This window comes from Nonomuraea solani (genome assembly GCF_900108335.1).
Taxonomy (GTDB): domain Bacteria; phylum Actinomycetota; class Actinomycetes; order Streptosporangiales; family Streptosporangiaceae; genus Nonomuraea; species Nonomuraea solani.
This window is the reverse complement of sequence record NZ_FNVT01000006.1, coordinates 340149-360302: the sequence shown is the minus strand read 5'-3', so window position 1 is coordinate 360302 and position 20154 is coordinate 340149. Positions and strand designations below refer to the sequence as shown.

21 protein-coding genes are annotated in these 20154 nt (G+C 71.8%); 13 read left to right on the top strand and 8 right to left on the bottom strand.

Features of this window, described 5'->3' with window-relative positions; genetic code table 11:
- Window positions 1-2 precede the first annotated feature (2 nt).
- Window positions 3-2855: a type 2 lanthipeptide synthetase LanM family protein gene (locus C4V41_RS24490; RefSeq protein ID WP_235030356.1), complete on the bottom strand. Its 2853-nt coding sequence runs from the start codon at window positions 2853-2855 to the stop codon at window positions 3-5.
- Window positions 2846-3034: a DUF6229 family protein gene (locus C4V41_RS24485; RefSeq protein WP_103958246.1), complete on the bottom strand. Its 189-nt coding sequence runs from the start codon at window positions 3032-3034 to the stop codon at window positions 2846-2848. The genes C4V41_RS24490 and C4V41_RS24485 overlap by 10 nt, the downstream gene beginning before the upstream one ends.
- Before the next feature lie 109 nt (window positions 3035-3143).
- On the opposite strand from C4V41_RS24485, the gene C4V41_RS24480 reads away from it, so the two are divergent.
- The gene (locus C4V41_RS24480) at window positions 3144-3770 is read left to right on the top strand and encodes a response regulator (RefSeq protein WP_103958399.1); all 627 of its coding nucleotides are present in this window, start codon (window positions 3144-3146) and stop codon (window positions 3768-3770) included.
- Between the two features lie 3 nt (window positions 3771-3773).
- On the opposite strand, the gene C4V41_RS24475 is transcribed toward C4V41_RS24480, so the two are convergent.
- The 4 genes from C4V41_RS24475 to C4V41_RS24460 all read right to left on the bottom strand — a co-directional run bounded on the left by C4V41_RS24475 (window position 3774) and on the right by C4V41_RS24460 (window position 7364).
- Window positions 3774-4970, bottom strand: coding sequence for a sensor histidine kinase (locus C4V41_RS24475; RefSeq protein WP_103958245.1), 1197 nt, complete (start codon window positions 4968-4970; stop codon window positions 3774-3776).
- A gap of 27 nt (window positions 4971-4997) precedes the next feature.
- Complete coding sequence (locus tag C4V41_RS24470) at window positions 4998-6338, bottom strand: cytochrome P450 (RefSeq protein WP_200824191.1); 1341 nt, start codon at window positions 6336-6338, stop codon at window positions 4998-5000.
- Between the two features lie 32 nt (window positions 6339-6370).
- Entirely contained in the window at window positions 6371-6562 is a 192-nt protein-coding gene (locus C4V41_RS24465; RefSeq protein ID WP_103958243.1) for a ferredoxin, read from the bottom strand.
- A 436-nt stretch (window positions 6563-6998) separates the two neighbouring features.
- Window positions 6999-7364, bottom strand: coding sequence for a TetR family transcriptional regulator C-terminal domain-containing protein (locus tag C4V41_RS24460; RefSeq protein ID WP_146103768.1), 366 nt, complete (start codon window positions 7362-7364; stop codon window positions 6999-7001).
- Here C4V41_RS24460 and C4V41_RS24455 point away from each other — a divergent pair.
- From C4V41_RS24455 to C4V41_RS24400, 12 genes are all read left to right on the top strand, one after another.
- Window positions 7354-7545, top strand: coding sequence for an SGNH/GDSL hydrolase family protein (locus tag C4V41_RS24455; RefSeq protein WP_200824190.1), 192 nt, complete (start codon window positions 7354-7356; stop codon window positions 7543-7545). The two genes, C4V41_RS24460 and C4V41_RS24455, sit on opposite strands and share 11 nt — an antisense overlap.
- 177 nt (window positions 7546-7722) lie before the next feature.
- On the top strand, window positions 7723-8148 hold the full coding sequence (locus C4V41_RS24450) for an MFS transporter (protein ID WP_103958241.1): 426 nt from the start codon (window positions 7723-7725) through the stop codon (window positions 8146-8148).
- 10 nt (window positions 8149-8158) lie between these two features.
- Window positions 8159-9280, top strand: coding sequence for a sensor histidine kinase (locus C4V41_RS65375; protein ID WP_103958240.1), 1122 nt, complete (start codon window positions 8159-8161; stop codon window positions 9278-9280).
- Window positions 9273-10382 (top strand): hypothetical protein, encoded by a 1110-nt coding sequence (locus C4V41_RS24440; protein WP_103958239.1) that lies wholly within the window; start codon window positions 9273-9275, stop codon window positions 10380-10382. Before C4V41_RS65375 ends, C4V41_RS24440 begins: the two co-directional genes overlap by 8 nt.
- Entirely contained in the window at window positions 10364-11026 is a 663-nt protein-coding gene (locus tag C4V41_RS24435) for a response regulator (protein ID WP_103958238.1), read from the top strand. The genes C4V41_RS24440 and C4V41_RS24435 overlap by 19 nt, the downstream gene beginning before the upstream one ends.
- A gap of 206 nt (window positions 11027-11232) precedes the next feature.
- On the top strand, window positions 11233-13197 hold the full coding sequence (locus C4V41_RS24430; protein WP_103958237.1) for an AfsR/SARP family transcriptional regulator: 1965 nt from the start codon (window positions 11233-11235) through the stop codon (window positions 13195-13197).
- A gap of 125 nt (window positions 13198-13322) precedes the next feature.
- Window positions 13323-14006, top strand: a complete 684-nt coding sequence (locus tag C4V41_RS24425; RefSeq protein WP_146103767.1) for a hypothetical protein — start codon at window positions 13323-13325, stop codon at window positions 14004-14006.
- A 4-nt stretch (window positions 14007-14010) separates the two neighbouring features.
- Window positions 14011-14244 (top strand): hypothetical protein, encoded by a 234-nt coding sequence (locus C4V41_RS24420; protein ID WP_103958235.1) that lies wholly within the window; start codon window positions 14011-14013, stop codon window positions 14242-14244.
- A 68-nt stretch (window positions 14245-14312) separates the two neighbouring features.
- Window positions 14313-15554, top strand: a complete 1242-nt coding sequence (locus C4V41_RS24415) for an MFS transporter (RefSeq protein WP_235030355.1) — start codon at window positions 14313-14315, stop codon at window positions 15552-15554.
- A gap of 160 nt (window positions 15555-15714) precedes the next feature.
- Window positions 15715-16026, top strand: coding sequence for an STAS domain-containing protein (locus C4V41_RS24410; RefSeq protein ID WP_103958234.1), 312 nt, complete (start codon window positions 15715-15717; stop codon window positions 16024-16026).
- 13 nt (window positions 16027-16039) lie between these two features.
- Window positions 16040-17923 (top strand): PP2C family protein-serine/threonine phosphatase, encoded by a 1884-nt coding sequence (locus C4V41_RS24405; protein WP_235030354.1) that lies wholly within the window; start codon window positions 16040-16042, stop codon window positions 17921-17923.
- A complete protein-coding gene (locus tag C4V41_RS24400; RefSeq protein ID WP_103958232.1) occupies window positions 17916-18305 on the top strand; it encodes an ATP-binding protein in 390 nt (129 codons plus the stop codon). Before C4V41_RS24405 ends, C4V41_RS24400 begins: the two co-directional genes overlap by 8 nt.
- A gap of 285 nt (window positions 18306-18590) precedes the next feature.
- Here C4V41_RS24400 and C4V41_RS24395 read toward each other — a convergent pair whose 3' ends face one another.
- Together C4V41_RS24395 and C4V41_RS24390 are read right to left on the bottom strand one after the other, a co-directional pair.
- Complete coding sequence (locus C4V41_RS24395) at window positions 18591-19763, bottom strand: sensor histidine kinase (RefSeq protein ID WP_103958231.1); 1173 nt, start codon at window positions 19761-19763, stop codon at window positions 18591-18593.
- Window positions 19764-19877: 114 nt separating this feature from the next.
- Window positions 19878-20111 (bottom strand): hypothetical protein, encoded by a 234-nt coding sequence (locus tag C4V41_RS24390; protein ID WP_103958230.1) that lies wholly within the window; start codon window positions 20109-20111, stop codon window positions 19878-19880.
- Between the last annotated feature and the right edge of the window lie 43 nt (window positions 20112-20154).

Below are 20154 nucleotides of genomic sequence, written 5' to 3'. Positions count from 1 at the left end.
ACTCACTCCAGGTCCGGGAGCAGCACGGACGGCAGCTCGCACGAAGGGTGCATGCGGAGCAACTGATACGCCACCCCGCCCAGCCCCGGCATCAGCCCCGGCGCGAAGGCGTCCCTGGCCAGGCCGCTGACCGGGCCGTTGACCTCCAGGCTGCCCAGGAGATGGGCGTCCAGCCGCTCCCGCTCCACCGGGGCGACCCCGGCCGCCCTGGCCAGCTCGATCGCCTCCCAGCAGCCGAGATCGCCGTGGCAGAGCGTGTGGTTCCAGCCGATGCCGCCGGTCCAGCAGGAGGCGGCGGCCCGCGCCAGCCTGTCGCGCCATCGGGCACCGCCCTCGCGGGCCAGCCGGTCGGCGGCGACGATCCCGATCCCGCCCGCGCCGTGGCACCACGCCTTGGCGGTGAAGCCGTCGTTACGCAGATCCAGCCAGCCACGCTGGCCCTGGTCGTAGAGGGACTCCTCGTAGGCGAACGCCGCCTCGGCGAGGTCGCCGGGACCGCCGGTGGACTCCGCCAGCCGGGCCAGCGCCCAGCCGATGCCGGTCGCGCCGTGGGCCAGCCCGCCGAGCCCCTGCGGGAAACGCGGGCTGGGCCAGCAGACCCCGCCGGCCCGGTGCTCGGCCAGCCCCGCGAGGCGCGTGCCGATCGACCGGGCCAGTTCGGCCCACCGTGTCTCCCCGGTCGCCTCGCTCAGCCGCAGCAGCGGGACGATCGCGCCCGCCATCCCGGACAGCAGGTCGTAGCTGTCGTCGGCCTCGATCGACTCCGGAAGCAGCTCGGCCAGCGCGCGGGCGCGCGTCAGCGCCTCCTCGCCGACAACGCCGAACCTGCGCAGCAGCAGCCAGCTCCACACCTGCGAGGCGATCCCGAGGTAGGCGCCGGGCGGCTCGGGCCGCAGCCGCATGCCCTCCCGCCGCCTGGCGGCGTCGCGATCCTCCGTGACGCGGATGGTGCGCAGGACCGCTGCCAGGAGCGGGTCCAGCTCGTCGATCTTCTCGGCCCGGCCGGGCGTGGCCTCCCGTGTGTACGCGGTCAGCAGGATCGCCAGGCCGTGGGCTCCGCCGTACACGTCGAGCGACAGCGGCTGCACGGCCCAGCCGGTGAGGTTGAGCACGGGAGTGATCCAGGTGACCGTGCCGTCCGCGCCGCGCACGGCGCCGTCCAGCACGGCTTTGAGGAGGCCGGCCGCCGCCGCGCGCCGCCGGGGCTCCAGCCGGTCGGTCCGCACGAGGCCGGGGGAGAGCTGTTCGAGGTCCGGCATCCACCCCTCGTTCAGGTACGCGCTGACCAGCGCCGCCTGCGCCACCCCCCGATCCAGGCCATGGTCGCGCGCCCGCCAGCGGGCCACGGCGTCGGCCACCAGGTCGCTCTCCGGGCCGCACCGGGTGCCGGCCGGGCCGGTCAGCATGCCGACGCGCGGCGTGGTGTCGAACATCGGGATGTCACCGTGGCACAGCTCGTCCACCTCGGCGGCGATGATGACGGGGTCGCCGGGCGCGCCCGGCACGTTCTCCGACATCTTGGCCAGCAGCGCGGCGGCCTTCGCGCGGGCGGGCGCCTCGTCGTGGAGCGCGGCGGGGTGCCAGAGCATGCGGCTCAGCTCGGCGTACGCCTCGGTGGCGCGCAGCACCGCGCGGACCGGGCAGTCGGCGAAGGCCGCCAGCAGCGGCTCCAGCTTGCCCGATCCGTCCAGTTCGGCCAGGCGGTCGTCGAGCTCGTCGAACCCGGCGATGATCAGGTCCCAGTAGCGGCCGAGCACCGGCTCGGGGCTGGGATGGTTGGCCGCCAGGGGCAGCTCCACCTGCTCGGTGCCCATGCGCGGGCTGTCGGTGCCCGCGTCGAGCACCACCGGCAGCTCGATCCGCGGCTGCTGGCCGGGCAACGCGCCGGCCGCCGACATGTCCACGCCCCGCCAGCCCAGGGCCACGCCGCGTCCGGGGAGCAGCCCGGTGCGCATCACCGAGGTGTTCACCAGGTCCACCGCCAGGTCGAAGGCGTGGCCGTATCCGGAGGGGCGGGCCGTGGCGTGCGGCGTGAACAGGCTCTCGCAGTCGACCACCACGGGGTGCGGACCGGCGGCGATGAGGTTCTCGGCGTGCAGGTCGCTGCCGCCGAGCAGGCGCATGAGGGCCAGCCAGTGGCCCATGCCGCGATAGAACGCGCGCAGCTCGCCGTCGTCGGCGCAGTGGCGGTGCCCGATGTGCTCGGCCCAGCCGTACCCCTGCCTGGTCACGACCGCGGGCACGCGCATGGTGGAGACGCCGAGGTGGGTGAGCAGGTCGGCGAGCACCGCGTCCACCGCCAGCGAGCGGGGTTTGTAGATCACCCGGCCGTCCTCGCCGTGCAGCACCACGACCGTCTGCCCGCCCCGGTGGCTGTCGCCGGCGCCGAACTCGACGCGTTCGAGCGCGCCCGACGGCGCTCCGGGAAGGGTGGCCAGCAGGGAACGGTCCTCGGCGAAGCGTTCCGCCAGCCGCCCGGCGGCCGCGCAACGATGGCGGACGACCGTCATGAGCCTGGCCATCATGGCCGGGTACGGCGCCGCCAGGTCATGCCAGAACGCCGGCTCCGCGACGCTTCGCTTCCATTCCTCCCAGCGAGCGGCGGGGTTGGCGGCGGTCAGGCGGCCGGACAGCCGGGCGGCGTTCACCTCCAGCACCAGCACCCTGGTGATCTTGCGGCGGACCTCCTCCTCGACGGACAGCGTGGCGCCCGTCAGAATCGCACCGCGCTCGGCCGGGGCGAGGCCGGTGAGCGACCCCAGCCGGGCCTCCAGGTCGGCCAGAGCGGGTCCGATCAGCGAGTCCAGCGGCGGGTCGAACTCACCGGCCATTCGCTCCGCCTCGCTCAGCAGCACTGATAGGTTCTGGAGCCCGAGCAGGCGGTCCCGCATCTGCCGGAGCCACCGGGCCCGGTCATGGTGATCTCAGACTCGACGTACATTCCGGGCAGCAGCGGGCCGACCGGGCTGTCCGGGTCGTCGCCTGTCCGCCAGGCGGCGATGATCTCCTCGGCCCTTTCGAGGGTGACGGTCATGCTGGCTCCCTTCTCGAACTTGGCGCCATGATCCGTGGCCGGAACCAGGGGCCGATAGACGCCATTACTGCGCACTTGACAGGACATGGCGGATATGAAAGAGACAGACGTGATCACCGTTTCTGCGGTAGATGATGATCGGATGCTCATCGACGGGCTGGACGCCTGGCTGGCGGGTGTCTCCGACGTACGGCTGACCGGACGGGCCGCGACCGTCGCCGAACTGCTCGTAACGGAGCGGTCACCGGCCGACGTGGTGCTCCTCGACCTGCTGCTGGCCGACGGCTCCGACCCGGTGGAGAACGTGCGCACGCTGGTACGGCAACGGCGGCGGGTGCTCGTCGTCAGCGTGGTCACCACGGGCGACATGGCCAGGAAGATGATCGACGCGGGGGCCTGCGGCTACCTCACCAAGGACCACGACCTGGCCGCCCTGGTGGCGAAGGTCAGGGAGGTGGCGGAGGAGGGGGTGGCCATCTCGCCCGAGGTGGCGCTGGGCTGGCTGGCCGACCGCGACGGCGACCGGCCGGTGCTGTCTCCGCAGGAGCACGCGGTGCTGCTGGCCTACGCCTCCGGCATGACGCTCACGGCGGCGGCGCGCAGCGCCGGGGTGCGGCCGGGGACGGCCAAGAACTACCTGGAGCGCGTCAAGGACAAGTACCGGAAGGCGGGGCGGCCCGCGTACACGAAGCTGGACCTCGCCGCCCGCGTCAGGGAAGACGGTCTGGCCACCTGAGCTTCAGGCAGGCTGGTCCGGCCACCTGAGCTCGACGCACACGCCTTCCCCGGGGGCCGTGATGACCTCCGCGCCGCCGCCCGCCTCACGCATGCGCCCGAAGACCGACGAGCGCAACCCGTAGCCGTACTCGACCCGGCCGGGATCGAAGCCCTGGCCCCGGTCGACCACGCGGACCGTCACCACGCCGCCGACCGCGAGGGCGGTGAGCCAGGCCTCCCGCTCCCCGGAGTGCCTGGTCACGTTGTTGAGCGCCTCCGCCGCGGCCTCCGCCATGGCCATGGCCACGTCGTCGGGCAGGTCGTCGGGCAGCGCCTCGGCGGCGTAGCGCACGCACAACCCCAGCCCCGACGCCCTGGCCACCGCCCTGGCCAGGCCGTTGGCCAGCCCGGTGGCGGCGCCCGAGGCGTCCTGCCTGATCAGCGTCCGTACGTAGGCCGCGTCGGCCGCGCACCGCCGCCGTACCTCCTCCGTGCGGTGATCCAGCCCGCCCCGGGCGATCGCGGTCAGCGTGGCCAGGACCGTGTCGTGCAACTGCCGGTAGTGCGCCAGCCGGGCCTGCTCGGCGATCCGCTCCGTCTCGGCCGCCAGCCGCTGCTCGGCCAGCCCGTCCAGCCGCGCGGCCTGCCCGGCGAGATAACGGCGGATGAAGAAGACGACGATCGCGAACCAGACGTAGCTGTTGATCTGCGCGGCCAGATCCAGCACCGGTGGGAGTCGCCGGCCGAGGTCGCCGGCGTGCACGATCGCGTACACCACGACCGGCGGCAGCAGCGCGGCGAACTGGATCGGCCGGTCGATGACCGCTCCGACCAGCGCCCCCGTCGCCAGCAGCGCGTGCCTGGACCAGCCGCTCTCGCACGTGCCCGAGTCGGGCGGGCAGGTGCCGGTGACCGCGACCAGGAGGGCGCAGGTGGCCAGGACGTCGATCACCACGGCCGCGGGCGCGAACCAGCCGCGCCGGGCGACCCAGTGGAACAATGTCACGTTCCAGGCCAGGGCCAGGGCGAGCAGCGCCGCGTTCCGGCCGGAGAGCGGCTCGTCGGCGAACAGGCTCGCGCACGCCGGCAGCAGGTAGCTGAGCCGCTGCAACATCAGCAGCATCGCCACGAACCGGCGTACACGCTCGCCGCTGGGCCGGGACGCCAGGAACAGGGGATCGCGCCAGCCGAGCGAGCCCCGCGCCGATGGTGGCCGCATGTGGAGTGGCGCCTTTCCGGCCGGGTCTTATCGCTCGATGTTCGCCGTCGTCTTGCGGACCGTGACCGGTTCGGCGAGCCGCTGCTCGTCGCAGACCCGCTGCAGCGCGTCGAGCGTCTCGTCGAGCCCGGCGCCTCGTCTGGGTCCCGGGGCGAAGGTGGCGGGGAGGTGGCGCATGCCGTTGATGACGCCGATGGTGTCGTAGTGGACCGTGCCCTCGGCCTCGCACCGATAGCCGGGCATGCGGTCGAGCACCTGCAGCAGCATGCGCTTGAACACGGCGCGGGCCACGTTCGAGCCGATGCAGCGGTGGATGCCCAGCCCGAAGCTGCTGTGCCGGTTCCCGGTGCGCGCCAGGTCGACGGTGTCAGGCTCGGGGAAGACGGAGGCGTCCCGGTTGGCCATCGCCCACGACAGCCAGAGGCGTTCGCCCTCCTTGAACCGGGTGCCGGCGACCTCGCAGTCGGCGGAGAACGTACGCCCGTCGCCCGGGGCCGGGGTGAAGAAGCGCAGGAACTCCTCGGTCGCGGAGTTGAGCAGGGTGTCGCGTTCGCGGCTCAGGCGCGTGCGCTCACCGGGGTGCTGGGAGAGCCATTCGAGCGCGTGCGCGGTCAGCGCCGTGGTGGTGTCGAAGCCGCCGCCGATGATCAGGACCAGCGACCCGACGAGGTCCTCGTAGTCCGGCGGCCGGCCGCCGATGTCGGCCCGGATGAGCGCGTCGATCAGGCCGGGACGCGGGTCGGCGCGGATCTGTTCCAGCTCGGAGACCAGATCCATCACCATGTCCATGTACATCTGCCCGACCCGCGCCGAGTCGGGAGAGTCCGGCGGCGTGTAGACCGCGGCGTGCACCGGCTCGTTGTAGATCGTCCATCTCTTGAGCGGGATGCCCATCATGGCCAGCGTGAGGACGGCGGGCACGACATTGGCCAGGTCGTCGACGAAGTCGATGCGCCCTTCCTCGATCCTCTCGTCCAGGCAGGCGCGGGTCACCTCGTCCACGAACGGCAGCCAGCGGGCGACGGCGGCCGGCGACAGGTACGGATTGAGCGCCTGACGGTAGTAGCGCTGCTCCGGCGGATCCATCTCCAGGAAGCCGGCCCTGCCGAACAACTTGGGCGTCGGAATCGTGATGCCCTTGTAGCCGCGCCGCTCGCCCTTGACATCATGGTCGTTGGACAGCACGTCGGCGCGGCGGGCCAGCTCGAACAACTCCCGGTTACCCGCGGCCACCCAGTGACCCTCGTAGGTGTCGCTCCAGGCGATGGGGCACTTGGTGTGCATCTCCTGGGCGACGGACTCGAACCGGTGGCGGTAGTCGGGGGTGTGACGATCGAAGTCGTACCGGTTGCGCTCGTCCTGGCTCACGCGTCGCTCTCCTTGTCGTCGAGGAGCACCGGTCATAAAGCGGCGATGGCCCGTTCCGGACAGGACCTGATGGCCTCGGCCACCCGCCCCTCCTCATCGACGGGGACGTTCTCGTTCACGACCGAGGAGTGGCCGTCGATCTCGTCGAGCTCGAACACGTTGGGGGCGATCATGTTGCAGAGCGTGTGCCCTTGGCACAGCTCGGGGTCGACCCGCACCTTCATGCCGGCGCCTCCCTTGGATGAGCCTGGAGCATGGGAACAAACGTGCTGTGCCGAGGCCGTATATTAACCCGCCCCGGGTGCCGGCGTCGAAGCCGTCCGCTCCGATACGTCGGATTCGGTCGGGCGGCCGATGACCAGCGACTGCTAGGTCGAACCGGAAGAGTTCTTCAACTTCTTCGCCGCCGACAAGGCTCTTTGGGACTGGGATCTCGACCTCGACGAAATCCGTGACGGAATCATCTCCCGCAACTGCTTTCGATGAATCGCTTGGAAGGATTCTTGGTATATTCCGGATCTCGCGCATCGCGATTCCATCGTTCGGGCCTTTCCTGACGTTTCCCGCCGAGTCCGAACCAGTGCGGCCGGTAGTTCGGCATGGCCTCGATTCAGCCGGTCAACGGCGATTCGGCGCAGGTGCGCATGTCGCCTCCCCCGCTTATCCGAGGTATCCGTCGATCGTGCGGTGGACCTTGTCGGCGGCGGCCTCGTCGCCGAGTCGCAGGGCGGTGTTGGCGGCGCACAGCACCGCGTCGATCTGGAAGGCGGCAAGCTCGGTGTCGAGGTCGGCGATCTGGGCGGCGTCGGCGGCGTGGCGTAGCTCGGCGGCGAGCAGGCCGAGCCAGTGGCGGTGGTGGCCGAACAGCGCGTCGCGGACCGGCCCTGGGCGGCTGTCGAAGTCGGCGAGGTTGGCCGCCCAGAAGCAGCCGCCCGGCAGCAGTGGCGTCCGCGCGTAGGCGAGCCAGCGTTCGATGAGGGCGCGCAGTCGTTCGGCGCCGGGAGGCACGTCGCTCGTGGGGTCCACGACCGTTTCCGCGAACACCTTGCTGGCCGCCGAGCACGACGCGGTGCTGGCCGACATGTGGAATCACCCGGTCAATGACCGGCCTGATCTGCTGAGCGCCGATCGGGTGCACTTCGCCACGGCGGGGCAGGCCGTGATGGCGGCCGAGATGGTCAAGGCCCTGCACGGGAGGGTCGCGTGATCGCTCCGTTCCAGTGGCGGGCCGTGCTGATCGTGATGGCCGGCACCTTCATGGCGGTCCTCGACTCGTTCATCGTGGTCGTGGCGGAACCGGCGATCCAGGCCGAGCTGGGGCGCCTCCACCGGCCGGCTCCAGTGGATCCTGGCCGGCCGGCTCGTTCCACGGTACGGCCGGCGCGTGCTGGAGATCGGCGCCATCGTGCTGGCGCTCGGCTACGCCTCGACCGTGACCGTCCTGGTGTCCGGGCTGCCGTTCACGCCGGAAGTGGTCATCCCGACCCTCATGCTGCAGAGCGCCGGCGGCGGCCTGCTCATCACCCCGTCGCTCAACGCCGTCCTGGCCCGTATCGACCCGGCCGACACCGGCGTGGCCTCGGGGGTGCTGTCCACCGCCCAGCAGGTCGGCGGCGCGCTCGGCGTCGCGATCATCGGGGTCGTGTTCTTCGGGTGCTTCCGCGCCGGGGACCCGGAGGCGGCGGCGCACGCGCTGGCGATGTCCTCGCTGTTTCCCCTCGTCACCGCCGTTGTCGCGATGGTGCTGGTGTTTCTGTTAGGGGAGGAACGCCGGGAAACTGCTACCTTCGGCTCCGAACGGGTGAGCTGAGGGGTGATGGTTGGCAGAGGAAGCGGTACGGCTGCTGGTGCACTTCGGCCGCCGTTACGCCGCCGCCGTCCGCCTGGCCACCCTCGTGCCGATCTGCGTGATCGCCCTGACCCGCGCCTCTCCCGAGCATGCGACGGCCACCGGGTACGTGGTCGCCGCCGCGGCCGCCTGGACCTGCGGATACGCGTGGTGGCTGCGCGTGGGCCGGGGGAACCTGCCGGTCGCCCTCGACGTGGTCGTCCTGCTCGGCCTGTTCGCGAGCGTCTTCCTGACCGGCGCCGTCGAGGACAGGAACACCGGGTGGTTGCGGCTCCTGGTCATGTTCGCCGGGGTGACGTGCCAGTGGCACACTCCGCCGCCGGTGGGCGGGGCGGCGGCGCTGGTGGCCGGGGGCGGGGCGGTGGCCATCCTCGTCGCGGCGGGCGCGGTCGAGGAGGACGGCACCGTGATCACCGGGACGGCCTGGGCGATCCCGGCCGCCGCGCTGTCCCGGGCGGCGTGGGTGCTGGTCAAGCGGGCCGCGGAACGGGCCGACCGGATGGCGGCCGAGGCCGTGCGGGCGCGGGGTGAGTCGCTGGTGGCCGCGGCGGCGCGGGCGGAGGAGCGCGAGCTCGCCAACGCTCTGCACGACACGGCGGCGACGACCCTGCTGATGGTGGGCATCGGGCAGGTACGTTCGGACGCGGACTGGCTGGCGCCGCAGGCGCGCCGCGACCTGGACTGGCTGCGCTCGTCCGACGGCAGGCGGGCGCCGCCGTACGCGGATCTCGTCGGCCTGCTGCGCGCCGACTTCGAGGTCACGCACCTGACCGTGGAGTTCGACGCCCCCGAGCGGTTGCGGCTGCCGTTCGACGTCGCCAGGGCGATCGCCGACGCGGCGCGGGAAGCGCTGACCAACGTACGCCGTCACGCGGGCACGACCCAGGTGACCGTCCTGCTGCGCGGGGACGCGAAGGCGCTGCGCCTCGACATCGCCGACCGGGGGAGGGGATTCGCGCCGGCGGACGTGCCCGCCACCCGGCGCGGCATCCGTGAGTCCGTACGCGGCCGGATGAGCCGTATCGGCGGCACGGCCACGATCACCTCCGCCGCGGGCGAGGGCACCCTCGTACGGCTGGAGTGGCATGAGTGACACCGTCGAGGAGATGACACGCGCGCAGCTCAGGCACGGCCTGCGGATCGCGGCGCTGCTGGTCGCCCTGGCGATCGTGTGCGGGCTCGGACTGGCCAACCTGGTGCGCTACCAGCACCTCTACCCGTGGCCGCTCGCGCAGGCGGTCGCCTTCGCGGCGCTGGGAGCCGTGCTCGCCGGTGAGGCCACGCTGCTCGTCCTCGGGCGTTCGTGGGGCCGGCTGCGCGGGCCCGCCATCGCCCTCGTGCTCGCCGCGTCCGCGCTGTCGTACGTGACCCTGCCGGACGGGCGCACATCCAGCGGCGTCGACTGGGCTTTCGGCGCGGCCAACTGGGTGGGCGTCGTCGTGCTGCTCGATCGCCCGCTGCGGACCGCCGTGGCGTTCCTGCTGGCCCACGAGGTCACCGCCCTGCTCCACCTGCTCCTGCTCGACGACCCCAGCCGGTCGGACATGGCCAGGTTCGCCACCGGCTCGGTGACCGTGTTCGGCTTCCCGATGTGCCTGGCCGTGGTGGCGGCCGTCCTGCGCGGCCTCAGCGCCGCGGCGGCGGCCTCCCGCGGCGAGATCGAGCGGGTACGCGTCGCCGAGGCCGTCGCCGTGGAGTCCCACGGCCGCAGGCGGCAGCGGTTCGCCGAGCTGTCGGTCACCACGATCCCGCTCCTGGAGGGGCTCGCCGACGGCTCCCTGCGCCCCGAGGACCCGGTGGTCCAGCGGCGCTGCGCCATCGAGGCGGCCCGGATGCGGAGACTGTTCGCCGAGGCGGACGACGTCGCGAACCCCCTGCTGCACGAGCTGCGCCACTGCATCGACGTCGCGGACCGCAAGGGTGTCGTGGTGGAGCTGGACGCGCGCGGCCAGTGGCCCGAGCCGCCCGTGGCCGTTCGCCGCGATCTCACCGAGGCGGTCCTCATCGCCCTCGCCACCACCGCCTCCCGGGCCCGGATCACCGTCATGGGAGGCTCCGACCTGGTGTCGGTCAGCGTGGTCGCGGACTGCGGCGAGCTGGACGTGCCGAGCCCGGCGACCCCCGGCGTACAGGTCGAGGCGCTGAACACCGACGACACGGTCTGGATGGAGGCCCGATGGCAGCCGACGAGCTGATCACCGCGGTGATCGTGGACGATCACGCGGCCATCACCGCGGGCGTGAGCTTCTGGTGCTCCCAGGCCGTGCCACCGATCGAGCTCATCGACGCGGGCGACCGGCTCGCCGACGTCTGGACCGGCCCCGGCGCCGTCGCCGACGTGGTGATCTTCGACCTGGAGCTGGTGCCGCGCCGGCCGGACTTCGGCGAGCTGCGCAGGCTGGTCGACAACGGCCGGCGCGTGATCGTGTACTCCCAGCACACCGACGACGCGACCGCGATCAAGTGCATCGACCTCGGCGCCCTCGCCTACCTGACCAAGCGCGAGGGTCCTGATCACCTGGTGCCCGCCATCCGGGCGGCCGCGCGGGGCGACTCCTACACCGCGCCGGCGCTGTCCGGGGCGCTCGTCGCCGACCAGGATCCGGGCCGGCCCCGCCTGTCGCAGCGTGAGACCGAGGTGCTGCGGGCCTGGTTCGTGTCCTCGTCCAAGGATCTCGTCGCCGCGAAGCTCCACATCACGGTCAAGACCGTGGACACCCATATCGCCCGCGTACGGGTGAAGTACGCCAACGTGGGACGGGCCGCTCGTACCAAGAGCGAACTCGTCGTCCGCGCCCTCGATGACGGGCTCATCACCCTCGCCGAGCTCAACGTGTAGGGCGTTCACCGGACACCGGTCCACCCCGCCGCTTCGTACAGTGGTGAGCAGTCGAGGCGGGCGCGGGTGGAACCGGCATGGCCAGAGCTTTCGGTGGGAACGCCGCCTGACGATCACCCTCTTTCTGCCCCTTTGCGGGCCGGTCTGTTGGCCTGCCCGGATTCCTTTCACTCGCGTCGGCTGTCCACGAGGACGAGGAGAGCCTGATGGGGTTGGAGATCAAGCTCCTGGGGCCGTGGGAGACCACGGCGAACGGGGTTCCGGTGCGACTGACCGGCGAGCGGCGGATCGGGGTGCTGGCCAGGCTGGCACTGAGCGCCGGGCAGCCGGTCGCCGCGGAAGAGCTGCTCACCCAGGTGTGGGGCGAGCACACGGCGACGACGGCGGGCAAGCAACTGCACATCGTGGTGTCGAAGCTGCGCGGGTCGCTGGGGCCGTACAGGGACGTCATCGAGACCGTCTCCGGCGGATACCAGCTGAACCTCGCGTGCGAGCACGTCGACGCCCACCGGTTCACGCTCCTGGGGCGCCGGGCGCGTGCCGCGCGCGCTCGTGGCGACATCACGATGGCCGGTGAGCTGTTCCAGCGGGCGCTGGCGCTGTGGCGGGGTGACGCGCTGGCCGGCATGACCGCCTCGTGGGCGCGGGTGGAGTCCGCCCGGCTGGAGGAGGAGCGCCTGACCACGCTGGAGGACCACGCCGACCTGCGCCTGGCGGCCGGTGATCACGACGCGGTGGTGCCGGTGCTCACCGCCCACGCCGAGGCTCACCCGCTGCGGGAACGTCCGCGCGCCCAGTTGATGCTGGCGCTCTACCGGGCCGCCCGGGCCTCCGAGGCGCTCGCGGTGTACGAGGACACCCGCCGCGTCATGGCCGATGAGCTGGGCATCGAACCGGGTGTGGCGCTGCGCGGGCTGCGGCGGGCGGTGCTCCGGCGCGATCCCGCGCTGCACCTCGCCGCTCCCGCGCAGCGGACGACGCTCGCCAAGCCCGTCATCCCGATCGAACTCCCCGCCGACACCCGGGCGTTCACCGCCAGAACCACGGAAACCGCCTGGCTGCACAGGACACTCACCGACACCGTGTCCGGTCTGCCGGATGCCGCAACCGTGGACGGGACCGTGCCGGGGCCGCCGGCCGTCGCCGCCGTGCACGGGCCTGGTGGGATGGGCAAGTCCGCGCTGGCCGTTCACGCCGCGCACGCCGTAGCCGGCCGTTTCGCCGACGGCGTGCTCTACGTCGATCTGCGCGGCGCCACCGCCGGGGTCCAGCCGCTGTCACCGTACGAGGCCCTGAGCCGCCTGCTGCGCTCGCTCGGGCTCGGCGGCGCCGCCATCCCGGCCACCCTGGAGGAGGCCACAGCCCGCTACCGTTCGCTCACCTCGACGCGCAACCTGCTCGTCCTCCTCGACGACGCGCTCGACGCGACCCAGGTCCGGCCGCTCATCCCCGCAGGCCCCTCGTGCGCGGTCATCGTCACCAGCCGCCAGATCATGGCCTCGCTCGACGGCGCGAGCCACCTGCGCCTGACCGGCCTCGAACCCGACGACGCCACCGAGCTGTTCGCCCGCATCGCGGACCCCGGCCGGCTCCGCGCGGAACCGGACGCGGCCCGGCGGATCATCCGGCAGTGCGGCGGCCTCCCTCTCGCGCTGCGCATCGCGGCCGCGCGCCTGGCCGCCCACTCCGGCCGTACGCTGACCGCCCTGGCCGACCAACTCGCCGATCCCGACCGCCGCCTCGACGCCCTCGAACACGCCGACCTGGCGATCCGCGACAGCATCGCCGTCAGCCTGGAGCACCTCCCGGCAGAACCCGTCGGGCACGACGCCGCCCACACGTTCCTCATGCTCGGCCTGCTGGAAACGCCCACCCACACGGTGCCGGCCGCGTCCGCCCTCACCGACTGGCCGGAACACCGCGCGGAAACCGCGCTCAACCACCTCCTGGACGCCCGCCTCCTCGAACCCGCCGGCCCCGGCCGCTATCGGATGCACGACCTGATCCGCCTCTACGCCCGCGAGCAGGCGGTCCTCCATGTGCCGGAACCCGTGCGCATCACGGCCACCCTCCGCGCGTTCCATCATTTCGCCGCCCAGGACGCGCCGGTATATCGCCGGTATGTTCCGGCGTCCGGCGGTCCCCTTGTAATTGACGCTTATCACCGGTGACCTCTTAACTGCTGGAAAGCCTTTACCCAGCCCTTGAGAGGGATTGACGATGCCGAAAAAATTAGGCCCCCGCCAGCCTGTTGTCGGGCCTCGCGCTCTTCGCCGCGACGTTCACCTTCACCACCATGGACACCGCCCATGCGGAAAGCTCCCCCGGCGGAAGAATCACCCGGTCAGAAGTCCTGGCACGCGCCCAGAACTGGGTCGACCGCAACGTCCGCTACAACCTCACCCGCCTGCCCAACACCCTGGTCACGGACGCGGAGGGGGACAACAAGTACGGCCCCGACTGCTCCGGCCTGGTCTCCATGGCCTGGCACATCACCGCGAATTCCGGAAAGGACGGCAACAGCACGGACGACTTCGCGGGATACTCCGGAAAAGTCAATCTGTCGAGCCTGCACCAACTCCTGCCCGGCGACGCGATTCTCCGTAACGGGCACATGGAACTCTTCGCTCGCTGGAAGAACGAGCAGGATCACACGCAGGGCGCATGGACCTACTCCCTCAATGGCGGCAGCGATTCCAATAACGACGGCTGGCAGGACGACTGGGCGAAAGGCCCGGTCGTCAACTCCCACGGAGACCGCGGGGACGAATCCTGGGCGAGCATGCAGAACTACACCCCGATCCGGTACAAGAACATCGTCGATGACCTCGCTCCCGTGTCCGGCGCGGATTTCGACCCGGACGGGATCGGTGACATCTTCTCCGAGACGACCGGCACGCTGTCGATCTGGAACGGCGAGGGCAACAACAATTTCGCCACCCGTCAGGAGATCGGTGGCGGCTGGTCCGGCGTTCAGTAAGCCGGTGGCGGGTGATTACAACAATGACGGCATCAGCGATCTGGCCGCCATCAAGGACGGCAGCACGCTGCACATCTGGAATGGCGAGGGCGGCAGCAGGTTCGGTCCGGCCGACTCCCGTCACGGCCAGGCCGAACAGTCGTGCGTAGTCGCGCCGGGCGTCTCTTCACACGCCGGTCGGTCAGCCCGTCCGCCCCTCCCGCTCACGACCTTCGAGGAACGGGCGCGCGGCTCATGACCGGGCCAGGCATCATCGTGGACGCTTTTCGTCCCGGTTACTCCCGGTAGTGGGGCATGATATTTCGGGTGAAAATCCGACAAGACGGGGACGTGCGGCGGATGCCCGCCGGCCTGCTCGCGCTCGCGCTCGGCAGTTTCGGCATCGGCCTGACCGAGTTCGTGATCGCGGGCCTGCTGCCCCAGGTGAGCCGCACCCTGGAGGTCTCCGAGGCCGCGGCCGGGTGGCTCATCTCGGGGTACGCCCTGAGCGTCGCGATCGGCGCGATCCTGCTGACCGCCGCGACCACCCGCCTCCACCGTAAGGCCGTCCTCGTCGGGCTGGTGGCGTTGTTCGTCGCCGGCAACCTGCTGTCCGCCGTCGCGTCCACGTACACCGTGGCGATGATCGGCCGGATCGTGGCCGCCCTGTGCCACGGCTCCTTCTTCGGCATCGGCTCGCTCGTCGCCCGCCGCATGGTCCCGCCGGAGCGAGCCTCGCGCGCGGTCGCGATGATGTTCGCCGGGCTGACCGTCGCCAACGTGCTGGGCGTGCCGTTCGGCGCCCTGGTCGGCGAACGGTGGGGCTGGCGCGCCACGTTCTGGGCGATCACCGGGATCGGCGTGCTGGCCCTGGCCGCCATCGCCATCTGGGTCCCGGCCTGGGCGGGCGCCGTGGACCGGGCGCACCGGGTGGCCGGCCTGCGTCCGCAGCTCCGCGCCTTCCGCTCCTGGCAGGTCTGGCTGACCCTCGCCGCCACCGCCCTCGGCTACGGCGGCATGTTCGGGGCGTTCAGCTACATCGCCTACACCTTCACCGAGGTCACCGGCTTCTCCGGCACCGACGTCGCCTGGCTGCTCGTCGTCTACGGCGGCGGCCTGGTGATCGGCAATGTCGCCGGAGGGCGGGCGGCCGATCGCGGCCGCGACCGCACGCTGATCGTGTCCCTGGCCGGGCTCGCCGTCACGCTCGCGGCGTTCGGGCTGCTGGCCGAGGGGCGGATCGCGTCGGTGGTCCTGGTCTTCCTGATGGGCGTCTTCGGGTTCGCCAGTGTGCCCGGCATGATCACCCGGGTCACGGACGCCGCCGGTGGCGCGCCGCTCGCCGCCAGCGCCAACGTCTCGGCCTCCAACGTCGGCAACGCCCTGGGCGCCTGGCTCGGCGGCCTCGCGATCAGCGCCGGCCTGGGCTACACCGCACCTTTGTACGTGGGCGCCGCCGTCGTGGCGGCCGGCCTCGTCGTGATGGTGATCGCCGCCCGCACTCCCGTACCTCCGCCGGCCGGTTTCACCCAAGAGGTCACGCGCGCCGGCAACCCGGCCACCCCCTAGCGACGACCAGCGTCTGGGGCGCCGCCCGCGTCATCCGGGCGCGCGACCACGGCAACCGGATTTCGCCATACGAATGTACCGCTGACATGGCCGGGGCCCACGTGAGACCATCCGCAATACTCGGTCCCATTGATGCGGCGGCATCGGAGGTTGGACGCGTATGGGCGAGGTGTCGGTCGAAACGAACGAGGACGGCACGCTGCGGCTGGTGCTGCGGGGTGAGATCGACTTCACGAACGCGAACGAGATCCACAAGACGTTCCGCGAGGCCATAGCCGATCAGCGGCCGCCCGCGGTGTTCGTGGACCTGGCCGACGTGACGTTCATGGACTCCACCGGGATCAGCGTGCTCGTCGACGGGATGCGCGCCGCTCTGGACGTCGAGGCGGAGTACCGCGTACAGAATCCCAGCCAGCGGCTGCTGGACCAGTTGCGGACGACGGGCCTGGCTAAGGCCTTCGGTCTGACGTGAGAGCCGCCAGGTGATGGATCCTCTTGCGGGCTACCGGAACCGGCTGGCCGATCTGCACGCCAGCATCGAGGAGGCCCGATCGGCGCCGGAGGTGCTGCTGGCGCAGGCCAGCGGGCTGCTGGCCGGGCGGGTGGGCTGCCAGGTCGGAGAGGCGCACGCCTACCTGGTGCGGCTGGCCGCCGAACAGCGGCGCCAGGCGGACGCGCTCGCCTCCGACGTGCTGGCGGCCATGGAGGGACGGCCCGGGGGAGCGGCCCTGACCGCGGCCCTGGACGCCGCCCTGCGCCCCGCGCCGCGGAACGGCGGGTGGTCGCCGCCCGCAGCCGCCCCGCAGACGGACGACCGGTGGGTCCAGGCCGTACAGCAGATCCTCGACACCCTGTCCGACCAGCACGTTCTCCTCGAACCGCGCTATGACGCGGCGGGACGGGTCACGGACTACACGTTCGCGGCGGTGAGCCCGGCGGTGGTGGACCTGTCGGGGCGCGGCGGCGCGCACCTGCTGGGCAGGACGATGAGCGAGGTCTACCCCTCCATCGTGGGCGGGCCGATCTGGGAGGCGTGGGGCCTGACGATCGGCGACGGCGTGCCGCGCGAGGTGGGGCCGGTTCCCTATGCCGGTTCCGCCGGGCGGGAGATCCTGCTCACCGTCAAGATGTGGCCGGTCGGGTCCGGCCTGCTCAACACCTGGATCCGCCACGACGAGGAGACCCGGCTGAGCGACCGCATCGCGCAGACCGAGCGGCTGGGCAACCTCGGCTGGGGCGAATGGGACCTGGTCACCGGGCAGGTCCTCTGGTCGGACGGGCTGTATCGCATCTACGAGCGCGACCCCGCGCTGGGGCCGCTGTCCAGGGAGGAGACCGAGGCGCTCACCCTGGCCGACGACGTGCCCGTGCGCCGGCAGGCGGCCGAGGCGTTCGGGCGCGGCCAGTCGGTCGACGTGACGCACCGCATCCGCCTGTCCGGCCGGATCAAGTACATCCGCACCGTCGTGGACACTGTGCGCGACGGCGACGGTCAGCCGGTCAAGGTGTACGGCATCGTCCAGGACGCCACCGCCCGCGAGACCAGCAGCCTCAGGCTCACGGAGGTCGAGCGGCAACTGCGCGAGCACCAGGAGAGCCTGGCCGCCGAGCACAAGCTCGCCGGGCGCCTGCAGCAGATCGTGCTGCCGATGCCGGTCGATCCGATCGACCTGCCCGGGCTCCGGGTCGCGGTGCGCTACCTGCCCGCCGAGCAGGCCGGCCGGGTCGGCGGCGACTGGTATCACGCCGCGCCGGTCGGTGACGGCCGTGTCCTGCTGGCGGTGGGCGACGTGGCCGGGCACGGCATCGAGGCGGCCGCCGCCATGGCACAACTGCGTCACGGGCTGGCCGCGCTGTCCGTCACCACCACCGACGATCCGGGGAAGCTGCTGACCGCCCTGAACCGGCTGCTCTTCGCCGGCCAGCTCCCCGACATGTCCCGCAGTTCGCTGCCCGTGACGGCGACCGCGGTGGTGGCCCGCTACGAGCCGGGGACCGGCCGGCTGGTGTGGGCTAGGGCCGGGCACCCGGCGCCGCTGCTGTCGCGGGCCGGCGTCACCACCGAGCTCGACCCGCCAGAAGGCTCCCTGCTCGGCGCCTTCCCGACGGCCCACTACGAAACCGCCGACGCCACCCTGCGGCCGGGCGACGTGCTGCTCCTCTACACCGACGGGCTCATCGAACACCGCCACCGGAGCCTGGACGACGGGCTCGCTCCCGTCGTCGCCGTACTCGACCACCTCACCGCCGAGCCGAGCGCCCAGCCCCTGGCCGAGCTGCTGGGCCGGCTGCGCCACGCCAACCCCGACGACGACACCTGCATCCTGGCCGCCCGCCCTCTATCTCCGGAGGTGGGCCGCGATGGCTGACCTCCTGGTACGCGACTTCGATCTGCGGACGCTCGCCGAGGTCAGGCACGAGGTCGAACGCTTCTGCGGCCGGTGGAACCTGGACGGGCTGGCGTTGTACCGGTTCGTGGTGGCCGTCAACGAGATCACCACGAACGCGGTACGGCACGGCGGCGGCAGCGGCCGGCTCCTTCTCTGGTACGCCGGTCACCGGCTGCACTGCCGGGTCACCGATCGCGGACCGGGGATGCCCGAACAGCTCGCCGACCGGCCGGCGCCACCGGAGAGCCCCAGCGGCCGCGGCCTCTGGCTCGCCCGCCACAACGTCGGCCGGTTCACCGTGCACTCGGACGCCGACGGAACCACGATCACCCTGGAGCATCAGGTGATGCCGGTGGTGTGATCGCCGCACGAACCCGGAAGGATGTAGCCGGTGCGCGCCAGACCCAGGCAGGCCTTGAACGTGATGTCCTGGCCCTCGGCGACATCGCCATAAGAACGCTCGGTGCACCCACCGGCACCGCCCGTGTGCCATTTGTCCGGCTGGTCGCTGTGACGCCGCTGGCCCGGCCGAGGCCGAGGGCCCGCGCGGCCCGGTTGGGGCGGAAGCCCAGCCGGTCGATCGCGGCCAGGACCGCCGAATCCTCAACCCCTGGATTGAATTGTGCTGTCCATCCGCGGTACATGGTCACAGCGGAAAGGACGCCGCCACCTCGTAACCCCCTTGCGGAAGCGGGCCCGCGGTGATCGTGCCGTGGTAGAGCCTCACCCGTTCCGCCATGCCGAGCAGGCCGTGCCCTCCCGGCGCCGCCGCCGGGGTGCCGTGCCCGTCGTCGGTGATGCGCAGGGCCAGGTCGTCCGGGTCGTAGGTGACCACGATCCGGACACGGGCGTCGTCGCCAGCGTGCTTGAGCACGTTCGTCAGCGCCTCCTGCACGATACGGAACGCGCACAGATCCAGGCCCGGCGGCAGCGGCCGCGCCGTACCCTCGACGGTCATGTCGATGGACAGGCCCGCCAGCCGCATCCGCTCGACCAGCGCCGGCAGGCGTTCGAGGCCCGGAGTGGTGGTGTAGAGCTCCTCGTCCTCGCCGGCGGGCTCGACCCGCAGGATCGACAGCAGCCGCCGCATCTCGGTCAGGGCCGCGCTGCTGGTGCGGGCGATGACGTCCAGAGTCTGCCGCGCGGTCTCGGGTTCGGAGAACGCCACATAACGCCCGAGACCGGCCTGTACCGAGATCACCGACATGTGGTGGGCGACCACGTCGTGCAGTTCGCGGGCGATCTGCATGCGCTCCAGCGTCACCGCCCGGTGCGCGGCCGCCTCCTGCTCCTGGTGCAGCCGGTCGGCCAGCTCCGCGAGCTGCCTCGTACGCGTGTCCAGCAGCCGCACGCTCGCGCCGATGCTCACGGCGCAGCCGGCCACCACCAGCGCCTGCCCCAGCGCGGACCAGACGGCCACCCCCGGCGCCAGCGAGGAGGCGTGCGTCCACTCGGCGATCACGGGCACCGAGCAGGCGAACGCGGCGCGCAACGGCCGGTGCGCGGCGACGGTGTAGAGCGCCAGCAGCGGGCCCATGCTGTTGAGCCCGCGGTGGTAGCCGAGCAGGTGGTAGACCACCGCCCCGGACACGCTGACCACCAGCACGAGGTACGGCACACGACGGCGGGCCGCGAGAGGGGCGTTGACCAGCAGGATCAGGGCCAGCGATGGCGGGTCGGCCGGAAGGCGGCCCTGGTCCGGCTCGGCCAGGGCCCACAACCAGCTCGTGACGATCAGGAAAAGGGCCAGTGCGGTGTCGGCGATCGTGGCGTTGATCTTCGACAGCCGCTGGATCGCGGGGGGCGCGCCGTTGAGCATCCGCCAATGTAACTCCGCGTGGTCCCGGCACGCATTCACCCATGAGTGGAGATGGCATACCGCGGAAGTCGCACTTTCAGGGGCGCCGGTGGCGGAAGCACCGGCGCTCCGAACTCAGCAGGGGGTGAGGTAGAGCTTCATCACGCCCGCCAGTGTCCCCCACTGGCCGGCCGGCTGGCCGCAGCCGAACCAGCGCTGCCCGACGAGCTGGTCACCCTCGAAGTAGGCGATGACGACGAGGTTGTCGCCCCCCGGCGGGGGCGGAGGAATGGCCTGGGCCGGGGTCGAGCCGAGGGCGAGTGCGCCGGCGATCAGTGCCGCCGCTAAAACGCCGTGTTTCATTTTCATGCAGTCTCCTCCAGATCTGCTGATTTCCGGAACAGAGCGGGCC

Excerpts from the sequence above, each read along its gene's own strand:
- C4V41_RS24405 (WP_235030354.1), top strand. The coding sequence starts at position 16,040 with ATGGATCCTCTTGCGGGCTACCGGAACCGGCTGGCCGATCTGCACGCC.
- C4V41_RS24435 (WP_103958238.1), top strand. The coding sequence starts at position 10,364 with ATGGCAGCCGACGAGCTGATCACCGCGGTGATCGTGGACGATCACGCG.
- C4V41_RS24395 (WP_103958231.1), bottom strand. The coding sequence starts at position 19,763 with ATGCTCAACGGCGCGCCCCCCGCGATCCAGCGGCTGTCGAAGATCAAC.
- C4V41_RS24400 (WP_103958232.1), top strand. The coding sequence starts at position 17,916 with ATGGCTGACCTCCTGGTACGCGACTTCGATCTGCGGACGCTCGCCGAG.
- C4V41_RS24410 (WP_103958234.1), top strand. The coding sequence starts at position 15,715 with ATGGGCGAGGTGTCGGTCGAAACGAACGAGGACGGCACGCTGCGGCTG.
- C4V41_RS24465 (WP_103958243.1), bottom strand. The coding sequence starts at position 6,562 with ATGAAGGTGCGGGTCGACCCCGAGCTGTGCCAAGGGCACACGCTCTGC.
- C4V41_RS24425 (WP_146103767.1), top strand. The coding sequence starts at position 13,323 with ATGGACACCGCCCATGCGGAAAGCTCCCCCGGCGGAAGAATCACCCGG.
- C4V41_RS24475 (WP_103958245.1), bottom strand. The coding sequence starts at position 4,970 with ATGCGGCCACCATCGGCGCGGGGCTCGCTCGGCTGGCGCGATCCCCTG.
- C4V41_RS24485 (WP_103958246.1), bottom strand. The coding sequence starts at position 3,034 with ATGACCGTCACCCTCGAAAGGGCCGAGGAGATCATCGCCGCCTGGCGG.
- C4V41_RS24440 (WP_103958239.1), top strand. The coding sequence starts at position 9,273 with ATGAGTGACACCGTCGAGGAGATGACACGCGCGCAGCTCAGGCACGGC.
- C4V41_RS24390 (WP_103958230.1), bottom strand. The coding sequence starts at position 20,111 with ATGAAAATGAAACACGGCGTTTTAGCGGCGGCACTGATCGCCGGCGCA.
- C4V41_RS24430 (WP_103958237.1), top strand. The coding sequence starts at position 11,233 with ATGGGGTTGGAGATCAAGCTCCTGGGGCCGTGGGAGACCACGGCGAAC.